Source organism: Methanosarcina sp. (assembly GCF_028693135.1).
In the GTDB taxonomy this organism is placed as follows: domain Archaea; phylum Halobacteriota; class Methanosarcinia; order Methanosarcinales; family Methanosarcinaceae; genus Methanosarcina.
On the sequence record NZ_JAQUVZ010000025.1, the window covers coordinates 31,648 to 46,978 of the forward strand.

10 protein-coding genes are annotated in these 15,331 nt (G+C 41.6%); all 10 read right to left on the reverse strand.

What is annotated here, in order from left to right; genetic code table 11:
* Nucleotides 1-95: 95 nt before the first annotated feature.
* Nucleotides 96-1,775, reverse strand: a complete 1,680-nt coding sequence (locus PHF18_RS11630) for an HTH domain-containing protein (protein WP_300102931.1) — start codon at nt 1,773-1,775, stop codon at nt 96-98.
* A gap of 87 nt (nt 1,776-1,862) precedes the next feature.
* Nucleotides 1,863-4,922 carry an ATP-dependent DNA helicase gene (locus tag PHF18_RS11635; RefSeq protein ID WP_300102934.1) on the reverse strand — a complete coding sequence of 1,020 codons (3,060 nt, stop codon included), beginning with the start codon at nt 4,920-4,922 and terminating at the stop codon, nt 1,863-1,865.
* A 97-nt stretch (nt 4,923-5,019) separates the two neighbouring features.
* The gene (locus PHF18_RS11640) at nt 5,020-5,364 is read right to left on the reverse strand and encodes a hypothetical protein (RefSeq protein ID WP_300102937.1); all 345 of its coding nucleotides are present in this window, start codon (nt 5,362-5,364) and stop codon (nt 5,020-5,022) included.
* Nucleotides 5,365-5,420: 56 nt separating this feature from the next.
* Nucleotides 5,421-6,473, reverse strand: coding sequence for a HEAT repeat domain-containing protein (locus tag PHF18_RS11645; RefSeq protein WP_300102940.1), 1,053 nt, complete (start codon nt 6,471-6,473; stop codon nt 5,421-5,423).
* A 741-nt stretch (nt 6,474-7,214) separates the two neighbouring features.
* Nucleotides 7,215-8,552 carry an aspartate aminotransferase family protein gene (locus tag PHF18_RS11650; RefSeq protein ID WP_300102943.1) on the reverse strand — a complete coding sequence of 446 codons (1,338 nt, stop codon included), beginning with the start codon at nt 8,550-8,552 and terminating at the stop codon, nt 7,215-7,217.
* A gap of 97 nt (nt 8,553-8,649) precedes the next feature.
* Nucleotides 8,650-10,128 carry an aldehyde dehydrogenase family protein gene (locus tag PHF18_RS11655; RefSeq protein WP_300102946.1) on the reverse strand — a complete coding sequence of 493 codons (1,479 nt, stop codon included), beginning with the start codon at nt 10,126-10,128 and terminating at the stop codon, nt 8,650-8,652.
* Nucleotides 10,129-10,490: 362 nt separating this feature from the next.
* Nucleotides 10,491-10,895 (reverse strand): response regulator, encoded by a 405-nt coding sequence (locus PHF18_RS11660; RefSeq protein ID WP_300102949.1) that lies wholly within the window; start codon nt 10,893-10,895, stop codon nt 10,491-10,493.
* A gap of 553 nt (nt 10,896-11,448) precedes the next feature.
* Nucleotides 11,449-13,350 (reverse strand): Glu-tRNA(Gln) amidotransferase subunit GatE, encoded by a 1,902-nt coding sequence (gatE, locus tag PHF18_RS11665; protein ID WP_300102952.1) that lies wholly within the window; start codon nt 13,348-13,350, stop codon nt 11,449-11,451.
* A gap of 748 nt (nt 13,351-14,098) precedes the next feature.
* Nucleotides 14,099-14,683 (reverse strand): hypothetical protein, encoded by a 585-nt coding sequence (locus tag PHF18_RS11670; protein ID WP_300102955.1) that lies wholly within the window; start codon nt 14,681-14,683, stop codon nt 14,099-14,101.
* A gap of 196 nt (nt 14,684-14,879) precedes the next feature.
* On the reverse strand, nt 14,880-15,331 hold a 452-nt coding region (locus PHF18_RS11675), incomplete at its 5' end, for a transposase (RefSeq protein WP_300102957.1).

The window sequence follows — 15,331 nt, forward strand, 5'->3', positions numbered from 1 at the left end:
TTAACCCAATGTTTTCATTTTTTAGTCGGAAAGCCGATTTGACAGTTAACATAACCAAGAACACTGATATTAATTTTGACTGTCAAACTTGGGTTTCAGTAATATTTTTCAAATTGCCTTAGCGTTTGTTCAAAGATCTCGTCCCCTTTCGGAGTCTGCTCTTTACAATCTAATATTATATCTCTTTCATTCATATATTTTGGATTAGATTCCCTAAACACTTCTTGGTCACTATTAATTAGCCTCGATATAAATTCACAGAATGTTTCATATGATCTTGTTTGATCTTCATTAAGTTGTAAGATATTAACCATTTTATCTTTGACAAAATCATAATATGGCTTATAGGAGCCTTCATACTGGAATCGCATGTATTCTTCAAAGAATTCATCAATTTCGTGGTCATTAACCTTTGTAGAAATAAAATCGTGCAGAAACTTCTTGTAACATATTTCAGAATAAAGTTCAGGAAAACCTTCATTTATCTTTTCACTGGCTCTGTATCTATCATAAACTATAAAATGATAAAGTTCGTGGTAAAGAGCTTGATAGAACTTTGGGCTAAATACTAAATCCGATGAATCTTCAAGATCATACGGCATCATTATAAAATCTGATTCAAAAGAATAAGTTTCATTGTGTATATGGCATCCGTAGCCGCCCATTTCTTGATTGTTTATAACGTCATATTCTTTATCAAGTAAAAAAACTGGATATGTATCAATCGCTACTTTACACTTAATAGGTCTGTAAAAAGCATATCTTCCGCTAATTTGATCTCTTGTGCATTTCCTTCTGAGTTTATTAAACAACATCTGAATTTCGTTTATATTATTATACATTTCTTCAGAAGAGATTTGATTTATAAGCTCCAACTTTAACTTATTTATTTCTGAAAGTAAAGCATCAGAATTTGTATTTTTAAATTTTTTCCGGTGCTCGATAACCTCCTCTTTGGTACCGAAAATTACTTTCAAATCTCTTCTATAATCAAAACGATGTAAGTAATCCAAAGCAAAAGGTTCATGATGCCAATCATTTAAAAGGTTATTAACTATTGAAATTCCGCGACAAAAAGTGTGACAATCTCCTTCCTCTAATATTTTGTCACGTAAATTTCCAGTGATGGATATTTTAACTCTAGATTCTTTCCAATACCCCATCTGGTTATCAATTACGTTCCTTTCAATAACTGAACTTATTTTTGAGAAGGAAGAATTAGCCTCTAATTCATTTGAGGATATAAAATCCCCATTAAAGATTGATTTTGGAAAAATTCTAGAAGCAACAGTTGTAAAACCGTTCTCATCAATTGGAGCATCTGCATATGTACCTGGTAGACAGTTAAAGTTGTTTGCGTTTGGATCTATTTTGAATATGTCTATGCCCTCTTTACTTAAATAACGAATAAAATCATCTTTACTTATGTTACTAAATTCCGGTTTTTTAGATCCCCAGATTTGAAAGGATTGGTATAATTTGTCTATTTGAGTATTTACATCAAAAGCAAAAGTACAAGCCTCATGAAGAAAATTTTTAACTAGATTATCTTGTACTATGTGATTTTTGAGTTTGTATTTACCTTCTCCAACTAACTCAAAATCGGAATCGCGACTAAGTGTCGTTTTTATTGAAGTAATTTTTTCTATATTCTTTTTATAAAGACCTCTTTGGTTTATTATTTCCCTAATATCCTCATAATGAAGTGGCACTCCGCCAGCTTCCACTAATACGCATTTAATGACATCTTTAATTGTTTTTATCTCAGTTGACATCAATATACCCTCTAACGATTCAATGAATTTGAAGACATTAAAACAAAAATTATTTAGGAAGTAATCTCCAACTTCTCATATTTAGAATTATTTATTGCACCACCCACATATCCCCTTATAATCGCAGAAATAACAATTAGGCTCTTCCTTGATCTCAAAGTCCTCCTTCATTATATCCGCAACCGCCTTCTTGATCCTCACAACCACGGCTTCCACATCTTTCTCAGAAATATCCACGAGGCGGAGTTCTTTAACTTCGGGGTTTACGTAGAGGTGACCTGCCTGGGTTGGGAGTTTGCCGTGTTTTTCTTTTACGGCGAGGCAGTAGAGGGCGATCTGGACATCTTCTTTGAGCTTTTTTTTGCTGGTGGGGGTTTTTCCGGTCTTGTAGTCGATAACGATGTATTCGTCGTCAGGGGTTTTGTCGAGGCGGTCGATGAATCCTCCGAATTGGGCGCCGTCGAGGGTGAGGTCGAAACGTTCTTCGACTTCTATGGTTTCGTTTTTGCAGGTTTTTTCAAGGTTGAGCCAGAACTCCAGCATCTGTTTCATTTTGCCGAGTTCCTGCTGTTCCTGGGTGTCCGAGGCGAAGGTTGTGCCGTCCCAGGAGTCGTCAAGCATTTTGTGGGCGAGGTTGAGGTCTATGGGGTTGCCCTGCATCTTGAGTTTGGAGAGCTGTTCGTATACCGAGTGGACACCGGTTCCTACCTGGAAGTAGGTCTTCTGGGGAGTCGGGATGTTGAGAACGGAATTGTATTTGAACTTCAAAGGACAGTCCAGGTATTCCTTGATTTTGGAGGCGGAAAAGGACATATCAGGGTCAACGAGGGGAGGGACGCGGTTGACGATCAGGTTTTCTATTTCCTGGGGTTCCCTGGGGTTTACTCTTAGCAGGTCAGCCAGGTCGAAGGTGGCAAGATTTCCATTGAGTTCGACCTCCTTAAGCTGTGCGAGCACTACAAGGGATTCCAGAGCTTCTTTGATCTGACCCTGCCTGGTGTACATGTTGACCAGCCGCTGGTACTCATCCCTCTTGACCTTCAGGGGAGATTCCATTGCAAGCTCTTCTTTTGCGCCGGAGGCTTCGGTCTCTATATACTCAACAAGGGGGTTGGACAGGTAGTTGATCTGGTTCAGGAATTCGCTGGGCTTCGAACTTGTCTTGTTTCCGGCGTATATCTCCGGGAAGACAAGGTACAGATGTTCCTTTGCGCGGGTCATTGCGACATAGGTGAGCCTCCTTTCCTCTTCAAGGTGCAGCACTTTCTCCTCTTCGTCACTCTGAACGCCTTTTGCAAGCCCTGAAGGTACCGTAAAAGGCTTTTTCATGTAATTCAGGGGGAGGTGCCTTGCAGCCACATCGCAGACAAAAACGGCTTTTGCTTCTTTGCCCTTGGACTGGTGTATGGTCATGACCTTGACCGTATTCTCTTCACTGGACTCTCCGTCCTCTATGTCAAGCCCGAAAACAAGCCCTACGTGTTCCATAGCGGTCTCAAACTCAGAGCCCCCATCGACGAGTTCAAGGTCTTCCACCATCTCTACAAGCGAGTTAAGGATTTTGATGTTCTTTCTGGACTTTGCCGTGTCCTCATGCAGCTGGGAACGGTAGAGGTCCGTTTTTTCCAGCAGTAAATACTTCACGGTATCGGACGGAAGATGTTTCTTCTTAAAGGCCAGCATCTCCTCTATTCTCGCCAGTATTGATTGGACAAGGCTTTTCTGCGTGATGTCGATCTCATCAAGATGATCGGTAAGAACAGAGTATATCCCGTCGCCTTCCAGCTCATGCTTCCTGCTGAGCTTGCGGGCAAGGATATTTATCTTCTGGAGGTTATGTTCGGTCAAACCTTCCCTTGAAAAGAGCTTCGCAAAGGCAATCCCGTTGTTGAATGGGTCCGCAACTACACTTATGTAAGCCAGAGCTTCCTGGATTATAGGAAAACTCGGCAGTTTCAGGCTGCCAACATACTCAACAGGGATCATTTTGCTCTTCAGAGCATCGTTGAATTTCTTCCCGTCCGCCCTTTTTCGGGTAAGTATGTAAATGTCGTTTGGCTCAAGCCCCTCTTCATTCACAAGCCTGTTTACCTCATCCGCCACCCATTCGGCTTCACTGATATCATCAGGGGTCTTTACAACCTTTACCCTGTCCCCGTCCCCGTTATGGGAGACAAGGTTCTTTTCCTGTCTCTCCGGATTGTGCTTTATGAGCTGCTGGGATATTTCAACGATCTGTGAAGTGGACCTGTAATTAACTTCAAGAGGGACCTTTTCCAGGGACTCATAGTATTCCTGAAGTTGCCTGATATTGGAAATATATGCCCCCCTGAACCTGTATATGCACTGGTCGTCATCCGCAACACAGGTCAGGTTATTTCCATCAGCAATCAGGTTTATAAGGTAAAGCTGGGCATAATTCGTATCCTGGAATTCATCGACCAGAACGTAATCGTAACGCTTGCTTACCTGTTTTCTTATCACTTCATTCTCTGCCAGGAGATCGCAGGCGATATTTATCATGTCATCATAATCGATGAAGTTATTATCTGCCTTGTACTGCTGGTAATGTTCGAAGAATTTGGCAAGGTCGCTGAGAATTAACAATTCACTTTTTTGCTCCTCATCAATATCAGGTTCCGATGCCAATTTATTATCAATATAATCCTGCAGGTCAGAAGGAGATACAAGGTGGTCCCGCATCTGGGATACGCCTTCAAGCAAACTGGTTATAAGATCATAATGGTTTGAAGGAATTGCGATGTTTTCAAAGCCAAAAGAGTCTATATTGATGATTCCCCAGACGTGGGAATGCTCTTTAGAAATCAGCCTTACATTATGGTTTATTCCAGCATAAAGGAAAAATTCCCTGATGAGTTCATTGCAGTATGAGTGGAATGTAGAAACAGTAATATTGCTTTCTGCCCCAATTTCTTTTTCGATTCTTTCCTGCATCTCTCCTGCGGCTTTTTCCGAGAAAGTTAATGCCAGGATCCTGGCAGGGGATATCCCATTTTTAGTAAGATTGACAACTTTTTCAGTAATAGTCAGTGTTTTGCCAGACCCCGGTCCTGCAAGTATTAGCAGCGGACCATCGGTATAACCAACGGCTTTGGATTGACCTTCATTAAGTCCCCTGGATTCCATAATAAATACTCCTATAGCCCACCACTTTACCAGTCAGTGTTTTTGAAATTGTGATCGCCAATATAAATATGAAATAAGTTATATTAGTTGGAATGGATTAACTGTTTAAATAACTATCTAACACATACGCAATTCTGCCAAGGTCATTTCTTGATAGTTCAGCGTAGAACTGTTTATCTCCATAGATCATGTTCATAACCCAGTTATCATTGGCAGACATCACAAAATCCATCATCAGGTTTTTTCCATCTATATCTTCTACCAATGTCTCTTTCTGTATGAAAGGTGGTACCAGGATGGCTCTGAATTGATTGATCATTTGACCAGCAACAAACCATTCCAATTTGAACTGTATCAATGTATCAGGAGTTTCCAGTTTAAACTGCTCATTTTTGATACTCAGATCAATCCTTTTCCTTTCAATTCCTAATTCCCATTCCATACTTTTACCTCCTTTTTCCGGATCTCATTTTGTAGCTCGATAGTTTTCAATATTGCTCAGTCGCTTTGCGTTATGCTGGCAAGGGCGCTTTTTGCAACTCTCCTAACATCCGGGTCTTCATTTTCATCCTTTGCTAACCTTTTGAGCGGTACGATTGCCTTTTTGTCTCCCATCTGAGCCAGGCTTTGAGCAGCGTAATATCTGGTCTCAACATCGTCATCGTACAGTGCATTGATAAGAGGTGCGAATGCTAAATTACCCATCTTGGAAAGGATTTGAGAAGCAGGCTCCTTGATGGCAAGATTTTCCGCTTTAAATGCTTCAATAAGCAGTTCAACGGTCCTTTTAGTTCTGAATTTCAAAATAGCTGACATTATGACTTCATGTGCAGAAAAATAGAAACCTCCTCCACGTGAATCCAGCACCTCTATCATAGGTGCAACTGCCCTTCTATCCCCGATTTTACCAAGTGCCTCTGCAGCCGATGCCCTGACCTTATAATCCTTGTCTTTCAAAAGGTCCATAAGGGGAAAAACCGCTTTTTTATTTCCAATCTTTCCAAGTGCAACTGCCGCGCATTTTCGAACATATATATCGTCATCATTCAGAGATTCAATTAATACATCGATAGATTCAGGATCCCCTATTTTTCCAAGGGCCTCTGCTGCACATGCCCTTACATGATAATTTGTACTGTCCCTTAAAATTGCTATAAGAGGCTTTACTGCTTGATAATTTACCATCAGGCCAAGCGTCCTTGCAGCATTAGATGCTTTCACATCATCCTCAAGTTTTAACATTTCAGTGAGTGGTTCAATAGCAGGCTCGCCTATAGCACTGAGTGCTTTGATTAAACCCCACTGGATGTTAGCATCACTTTCATTAAAAGATTCCAGGATAGGCTGGATTGCAGGTTTTCCAATGGACCCCAGAGCCTCAGTTATCTCAGAATGTACCATAATGTAATGATCATCCTCCAATGCATTGATTAAAAGATATATGCCGTTTTCTCCCATGGAAATGAGCGAACCTAATGCACCTTTTCGGATTGATGCTATTTCGCTGTTCAAATTTTGAATCAATTTTCCAATATCCTGTGAATCATTCATATAATCACTTTCATATTATTCATCTATTCAACGCACGCTTCTCATATCAAAGTATGATTAAGCCACAATTCCACCTAATTTATTCCAAATGACTTCTTAATTTTTTTCATTCAACTCCCATTTTCAACCCCCTCCCATAAAAAGAACTTAATTTTTTTATTAATATGGTCAAGTTTCCATTTGGCCCGTCTTATGAATAAAATTTTGTATGTTATTTAAAGTATTGATAAAAGACATATCAACTTTGTGGTCTTTTTTATAGACTGGGCAGGGATTTTCGCAGAATTATAAGATTCATGCACAACTTATTGATATTATGGATTCTGTTTTCTCAGCTGATACCATAAAATTATTCAATCCCAGGGTTTACAGTTACCACTAATTAGTACAGTGTTTTCTTACAAAAAACGCATTGTATAGGCGCGGCACCTTTAGAAAATATAAAAACTGTCTAAACTCAAAACAAGCTTTTTCAGGAAGATCTTTTCCGATGGTTTTTAATGTGTTTTCAGCGTGGGTACCATAAACTGATCTAATTTTCAGGGAGATAAAATACGCTTCCTACGATACCCTGGTTTATATTCTTCATCTCTGTAGATTCTTTTTTGGAAAAGGCCCGTGCTGCGCACGGTGACAGAAAGACCGGAGATAGCCATTCAATCTGCTCCGGTCTATTCTTATCAGAATTTTTTCCGCCGATGGGATTAGATAAAAGTCATATATTGCACTTTTATTCTACCTTTACCTCACCGTTCTCCTCAGCGCTTTTTCTAATTTATCGAGCCCGAGATCAGCCTCTTCATCGGTCATGACGAGGGGTGGAGAGAAGCGGATTACGGAGTCTCCGCAGGGGAGGAGCAGGACTCCTTCTTTAAATGCTTCCCTGACGATCCTGTCTCTTCGGTTAGGGTCTATGGATTTGTCGGATTTTACGATTTCTGCCCCTATCATAAGGCCGAGGCCACGAACGTCTCCTATGCAGGGGAAATTCTCCTGCAGCTCCCTGAGGCGCTGCCGGATATGCGCTCCCATTTCTCTGACATGGTTTTCTATGTTTTCCTTTTCCAGAAATTCAAGGGAAGCGAGAGCTGCAGCTGAAGATAGGAGATTTCCGCCGAAGGTGTTTGAATGGACGCCGGGAGGCCAGTCCATAAGGTCTCTGTCTGCAAGCATTGCGCCTATAGGGAGGCCTGAGCCAAGGGCTTTTGCAAGACAGGTAATGTCAGGCCTCACCTCAAAGTTTTCCATGGCAAGGAAGGGGCCTGTCCTGAAACAGCCCGTCTGGACTTCATCGGCTACAAGGAGAACGTCATTATCCGTGCAGATTTTTCTTACTTCCTTGTGAAACTCCGGGGGCGGGACTATATAGCCTCCTTCTCCCTGGATTGGCTCAATAAAAACGGCAGCAGTGTCCTCGGGGCTCAGTTCTTTCCGGAAAATGAGGTTTTCAATCTGCTTTGCACACTCGACTCCGCAGGAAGGATATTCGAGATTAATGGGACAGCGGTAACAGTAAGCATAGGGGGTGTGCACTGTACGAATGGTAGGGAAATGTTCCTTTTGCCTGAGTTTTGAGCAGGTCAGGGAAAGAGCACCCAGGGTTCGGCCGTGGAAAGCGTTATAAAAAGAAATAAAGTTCTGGCGCTTCGTCTTCCAGAGAGCAAGTTTCATTGCAGCTTCTACAGCTTCGGTGCCGCTGTTGCAATAAAAGACCTTTGAGTAGCCTGAAAGTTCCCGTAGTTTTTTTGCAAGCTTTAATGGAGGCTCGGCAAAAAAGTCCCCGTATCCGCAGTGGACCATTTTCTCCAGCTGGGCTGAGATGGCGGCTTTAACCTCAGTATTTGAGTAGCCTGCATTCATGACAGCAATCCCTGCAATGAAATCTATGTATTCCTTTCCGTCTATGTCTTTGATTATGGAACCATTTGCTCTGTCAACAACCAGGGGATAGGGGCGGGCTACACATGCAGATATTACATTGCAGTCCTGCCCTATGATCTCTCTGGCTTTTGGGCCAACCACATCACTCAATCCATTTTCCTGTTCGAAAAAGTCAATTTCTGTTTCCAGCTTCCTCATCGCGTCCTCTGATCGTTCTGTTTTTTCCAAATTTTTCCATTTTTCAAGCCTTTCCGGTTTATCGTTATCCAGAATGCTTCCCCCCTCTTCCCATATTTTATTCCGTATCTATCTGAGCTTTCTGCAGCCTACCGCTGTAGTCTACGTACACGGCTTTTACTTCTGTGAATTCTTTGATAGCTTCTGTCCCGGCTTCTCTGAATCCGTTTCCGGTCCCTTTTACGCCCCCGAAAGGAAGATGGACTTCGGCACCTATTGTAGGGGCATTGACATATGTGATCCCTGCTTCGATCTTTTTAATCGCCCTGAAGGCGTTTCCAATGCTTTCGGTGTAAATTGCCGAAGAAAGCCCATATCTGGTGTTATTGGCAACTTCAATTGCTTCCTCAAGCCCTGAAACCATAATGATGCTGAGCACAGGCCCGAAGATCTCTTCCTGTGCAATTCTCATATCCGGCGTGACATCCGTAAAGATAGTCGGTTCAAAAAAATAGCCCGGAAGCCCGGGATCTATAGCATTTCCTCCACAGAGGAGAGTTGCACCTTCTTCTTTTCCTATCCTGACGTACCTCTCAATTTTCTCAAGCTGGGCTTTATTAATTACAGGCCCGATATCCGTTTCAGGCAGAAGCCCGTTTCCTACTCTGAGAGATTTGGTTTTTGCAAGCAGCCTTGAGATAAACTCGTCCTTTATTTTTTCGTGCAGGATAAGCCTGCTTGTAGCTGTGCAGCGCTGGCCTGTTGTCCCGAACGCCCCCCAGAGCACACCTTCAAGAGCAAGTTCAAGGTCGGCATCATCCATGACAATTACCGGGTTTTTGCCTCCCAGTTCCAGAGAAACCCTCTTTATCGTTTTTGCACATTCCCCCATGATCCATTTTCCGGTTTCAAGGCTTCCTGTAAATGAAATTGCCTTTATTCGGGGGTGCTGGACGATGGCTTTTCCAACGCTTCCTCCGGGTCCTGGCACAATGTTTACCACTCCCGGAGGCAGGCCTGCTTCCATCAGGATTTCTACAAGTTTAATTGCAAGCAGGGGCGTGTCGCTTGAAGGCTTGAACACGATAGCATTTCCTGCAATAAGGGCTGGCATGATCTTCCAGCTGGGAATTGCAATAGGAAAGTTCCAGGGTGTTATCATGCCCACAACTCCTATCGGCCTGAGCATGGTCATGCAGAACTTGTCCTTGAGTTCGGAAGTTGTTGTCTCCCCAAACATCCGCCTGCCTTCCCCTGCGGCATAATTGGTAATGTCTATTGCTTCCTGTACATCCCCCCTTGTTTCGGGCAGCACCTTTCCCATCTCTTCGGTCATGAGTACGGCAAGATCTTCCTTTCTCTCCTGCAAGATGCGAGCCGCCCTGAAGAGCACTTCAGCCCTTCTGGGAGCCGGAACTTCGCTCCATACTCTTAACCCCTCCTCAGCAGACTCAACTGCCCTGTCCACATCCTCTTTTCCGGCTACCTGTACCGTAGCAAGGTTTTCAAGAGTAGCAGGATTGATATCATCAAAAGTTTCTCCGGTTGACGAGTCTTTCGACTCCCCATCTATAAGCAATTTGTACTCCAGAACCACAAAATCCCCTCTTAAAACAATGAGTATAATACCACATAAATATATCCAGAAAACGTTTTCGGCTGAACATAAATAATTTCAGAGTATTCTACTGTTATTTCTAAAAACTTGCCCACAGTAATAGCAGAGATGAATAAACTTTATTATCAAATATTATTGGAAAATAAGGAATTTTGTGGAAAATAACAAAACCTCATTTAAAAATGGTTAACTAAAAAATGGTTAACTAAAAAAAAGGTTAACTAAAAAAAGGTTAACTAAAAAAAGGTTAACTAAAATTGCGTGATTAGACGTGGTTATTATTAGATGTGGTTATTTATACATATTACATGACATAAGCTAAAGCTGCTTCTTTCAGAGATTCAAATTCTTTCTTTATACTCTTCATCAACCTGATTTAATCTAACAATCTGCCAGATCCGCTGTGAAAGTTCGGAGCACTGAGCTTTAGGATCTCCTCTTTTCTGAATAAAGGAATCTGCGCCATTTTCGATAGCTTGGCTCATTAATTCTTCTTTGCCCGCTCCTGTAAACAGGATAAAAGGGATATTAATTCTCTTATCACGGATAGTTCTCAGAAATGAAATACCATCCATATAAGGCATATCATAATCCGAAACTACTACATCATAGGAGAGCTCATTTAACTTCTCAAGAGCCTGTCCTGCAGATTCCACTGTATCGGAGTTTATGTCGTGGAACACTTCTAAGAAAGTCTTTGACAGCTCCAAGAATACTGGATCGTCGTCTACAAGCAGTACTTTCATGGGGGTTTTCTCCGTAAAGTTATGATTTTGCAGTATTAACAAAGGAACTTTCGCATTCCTCGTGTACTGGTAAAAGATTTTATTGTTCAGTTATATTTTTGGTAGTTTCGATATAAATCTGAGATATGCAGAGATAAGGTATAATTTCATACTTATATCCCCTTTTTCAAGCTCAACCCCGGCAGACAGGAATTAAGTGTTATGATATGTATGATTTTGAAATACCATTAGAGCATACTTATCAATATAATTTTTATGCTGTAAGTAAGAAGGTATTTTAATTAATATAAAAAGTTAACTTACGCAAATAACTTTATACATAAACTGTCACAGGATTTTCTGATTATTTGATCTATTTTCTACAAAGAATTTTTTTTCTTTTGAATAAATAATGGAAGATGCGAAAGAAATAAGATCGAAAAGGTATGGGCAAAAAAACAAGAACAAAAATTAAAAAGTAGAGGTAAAAGAATAACTGGACATAAATAAAAGGAACAGAAACAACTGAAAATGGAATAACGGAAAAACAGATGCAGAAAAAAGGCCAGGGATTTTATCCCTGATTGATAAAGTTATCTATCTCTTTTTTCAGCATATGGTTCAGGACCTTTCCGTCAACCGTTCCTCTGTACTCCTTCATGACAATGCCCATGAGAGGACCAAGGGCAGCAGGGCCTTTGTCTTTGATGAAATCTCCTCTTTCCCTTACCATATTTTTTATGAAGTTTTCGACTTCCTCAGGGTCAAAGGCGCTCAGGCCAAGCTTTGAAATCGCCTGCTGAACTGTCAGTTCTGGCTCTTTTGCAAGGGCGGCCAGGAGGTCCTGACTAGCCTCTTTTGCAATTTCCTGATTTGAAATAGCTGCAAAAAGCCCTTTGAAGTGTTCATCTATGAGGTTTTCGGTCTCAACCCCGTTTCTTCTGATCTCAGGGACGATTCCTACAAGGGTTCGGGCAATCAGGGTTGAATTAACATTTGCGTCCTTCCTGTAAGTTTCCAGGAGGGTCTCGAAGAGGGGCAGATACCTTGAGTAAGCCATTTTATCGGCAAGCTCTTTATTCAGGCCGCTTTCGGAAGCAAACCGCTTTGCCCTTTCTGTCAGGAGTTCCGGAGACTCTATGGAATCAAAATATTCCTGTGAGATCTCGATCTGGGGAACATCGGTTTCAGGGTACATCCTTGCCGCGCCGGGAAGAGGGCGCATATAAGCAGAATTTCCTTCCGGAAGGGCTTTTCGGGTCTCTTCAGGGATTCCCTCAAAGGCTTCTTTTGCCCTTATAATTACTGCCTCAATTGCAAGCCTGGATTTTTCAGATTCGTCTGCAACCATGACGAAAGCATCCTCAGGACCTGCACCAATAGCATTTCTGACAGCCTGTATTTCCATATCAGTTATTCCGTAGTTGGGAAGTTCGTCTGTGTGGAAAATTCCTCCCACACCTGCGGTCTTTGCCCTGTCCGAAAACTCAGTCCCGAGCCTTCGACCTGGCTGGACTTCCCTGCCTACAAGCCCGTTGAATTTCTTCAGGAGGGCAGCAAGTATTGCCCCTTTCTTTACACCTTTTTGCAGAACTTTGGACTTTGTGTCCATGAAAAGCCCTGTAATATCATAGATCTCCTCGCAAACAAAGGCATTTCTTTCAAGAAGTTCCTGCCTGATAAAAAGCAGGTTCAATTGCCTTTCAACTTCCCTGCGGACGATGTCTTCTATGAGGTCAAGGGCTTGTACTCCTTTGATTTCGACTCTTGCGCCTCTGGCAATTGAGATGTTAACGTCCTGCCTGATCGTGCCAAGCCCTCTCTTCACCTTCCCTGTAGACCTTAGAACCATCCCTATATACTCTGCAACCTCACGGGCTTGCCTCGGGGATTTGATATCAGGCGCAGTTGCAATTTCGACAAGTGGAATCCCAAGCCTGTCCAGGGAGTAGACTATTGAGTCCCCTATTTCCTCTATTTTCTGGGCAGCTTCCTCTTCCACACAGAGGCTGTCAATCCCACAGTACCCTTCCGAAGTTTCAATGTATCCATCGCTTGCAAGAATTGCAGTCCTCTGAAAGCCGCTGGTATTTGACCCGTCCACAACGATCTTTCTCATTACATGCATCTGGTCGACAGGCTTCATGCGGAAAAGCTTTGCAACTCCCAGGGAAATGTCCAGGGCTTCCTTATTGAGTTCTCTTGGAGGCTCTTCATCATTTTCGATAAGGCAGGTCGTATCATAAGCCTTATAAATATACTTTCTCCTGATCTTTGTCTGCTCCACCGCAGCCCTGTCCTTTTCTCCCATCTCGCTTTCCGTAGCTCTGAGATACCTGAAAAACTCAAAGTCCGAATCCCCAATGTCCCTTATCAGGGTAGGACACCTGCAGAACAGTTTCTCCTTCGAATCCAGCTGCTGGTGAATTTCAAGTCCGGCTTTCAGCCCAAGTTCACTATAATCGTATTTTTCCATATTTTCACCCGAATCTAAGCAGGAAGCGCCTTAATCCTTTTTAATTCTCTCTAATTTTTCCTTTATTTTTTCTTTAGTTTTCCTTTAATTTTCCTTTAGTTTTCCTTTAATTTTTTCTTCAAATCTAGCTCTTTTTGCTCTCCCTTCACTTTTAAGTCCATCGGCTCGCTTATTCCTCCTCATCATCCAACCCTGTCTCTGCGCTTGATTCCTCCCTTAGCTCTTTTAGGTGCTGCGCTGGCATTTATCGGTTATTGTCAATAAGAAACTTAATGTAAAAGGTGCGGTAGAATGTATAAAGGTATCTCTGTATATAAGAGTCAACTACCTCACGCTCAAGAAGTGGGGCTTGCAAAAGCCCTGGTTGACCAGCCTGAGTCTTAAATGACTACGTTGGAAATGTCATGATACATACTAATGCTTCCTCAGTTTGTAGCTCTATCGTGTAGCATTAAAAGTCCTGAGAGGTAGGGGCGGTGTGTTACACCTGACAAGCATATCCAACATTGGCGAAGGGAGACGGTTTTCCAAAACCGTGTTACCTGCTACGGAAATTCGATTCCAAAGCAGAGTGGAGAAATCCAAACGTGGAACGGAATGCCAGAAAGTTGACGGCATTCCTCCCTGCGCTAAAGCAACAGGGCTTCCTGCCTGTCACATGTGAAGTAATTATTAACTCTTTTTAGGGCATAAAATGGGTTAGTAGAGCTTGATTGCTCTTAGAAAATGATAATTCTTGTAAAAAGAGTTACCTTAGAATTCCATTTTCCCAGAGAAGAGCTTCTGTTGGATTGTGACGGTATTTCTGAAGTGTACCTACGGGAATTTTTGGCTTTTTGGCTTTTTCGAGGGGCACGCAAAACACTTCTGATGGAGAATCCGGACTTCCACCAAAACCCAATACTACATGAAAGGGAATTGTTCTTTCATGAGCATAAGAAAAATATCTGTTCATCTGTTCAGGGTACGACCAATCAAAATATCCATTTACCAGATGAGACCGATATTTGCACTCAACACAAAAAATTTCATTTGTCTTTCGGTCTCTAATCACCAGATCCGGGTTGCAGTCGGACTCAACAAAACGGTTGTGCTTTCTGCTCATATCTGTAGTCCATTCTACGATTGAAAAAAATCTATCGTCAAATCTATCAACAACATATTTTTCGAATTGATCTCCTTTTTCAACATTTTCAGATTGTAGATTTGACTCAAAATAACTTTTCTGATATTCATTAGAATTTAACTTATAATTTTTGAGGTTTTCTAGCCGCCTGAAGGATTCGACTTCATAAGCTCCTGGTGGGAAACGTTCTTTCGAAGGAAAACGCATTTTAGGGGATGATATTTTTGGATCATTATATTCCCTGTTTGTAGTGCCCTCATTTCCAGGTGAAGAATTAAATTGAGAAGATTCTGATTTTTTGTTATTATAATATGCAAAATAGACGACAAAACCTATTAAAGCAAGGGCAGTGTGCTTAATTTTCTGTAAAATCTACTCTCTACCCCTTACTCTTCTTTTTTGATTACTGTTCCATTACTATATACTTGTTTCCTGTAATCCAGTCTTCATTTATATCAATGAGTATTGAGACTACCAGTCTCAATACTGAATCTTGGTTCGGAAATGCTCCAACTACCTTGATTCTTCTTTTGAGTTCCTTGTTGGTCCTCTCCATCATATTTGTTGTCCTTATTTTTTTCCAGTGTTTTTCTGGAAACTGCATATAGTTCATTACATCATACTGAAAACTTTCAAGGGTATCAGCTGCGCTTTTATACCCCAAACTATCCAGTTCCATAATCAGGTCATTCAACTTCTGACGGTCTACTAATGCTTCTGTTATCTTATCAGCCACTTCTTTCTGCTTCTTTTTTGGCACTTTCTTGAGAACTTGTCTTGTCAGATGTACATGGCACATCTGCCAACTTGATCCAATAAAGGATTCTCTTACTGCTTTCTGTATTCCTTTATGGC

Excerpts from the sequence above, each read along its gene's own strand:
- PHF18_RS11660 (WP_300102949.1), bottom strand. The coding sequence starts at position 10,895 with ATGAAAGTACTGCTTGTAGACGACGATCCAGTATTCTTGGAGCTGTCA.
- PHF18_RS11645 (WP_300102940.1), bottom strand. The coding sequence starts at position 6,473 with ATGAATGATTCACAGGATATTGGAAAATTGATTCAAAATTTGAACAGC.
- PHF18_RS11630 (WP_300102931.1), bottom strand. The coding sequence starts at position 1,775 with ATGTCAACTGAGATAAAAACAATTAAAGATGTCATTAAATGCGTATTA.
- PHF18_RS11640 (WP_300102937.1), bottom strand. The coding sequence starts at position 5,364 with ATGGAATGGGAATTAGGAATTGAAAGGAAAAGGATTGATCTGAGTATC.
- PHF18_RS11670 (WP_300102955.1), bottom strand. The coding sequence starts at position 14,683 with ATGCGTTTTCCTTCGAAAGAACGTTTCCCACCAGGAGCTTATGAAGTC.
- PHF18_RS11650 (WP_300102943.1), bottom strand. The coding sequence starts at position 8,552 with ATGAGGAAGCTGGAAACAGAAATTGACTTTTTCGAACAGGAAAATGGA.
- PHF18_RS11635 (WP_300102934.1), bottom strand. The coding sequence starts at position 4,922 with ATGGAATCCAGGGGACTTAATGAAGGTCAATCCAAAGCCGTTGGTTAT.
- gatE (WP_300102952.1), bottom strand. The coding sequence starts at position 13,350 with ATGGAAAAATACGATTATAGTGAACTTGGGCTGAAAGCCGGACTTGAA.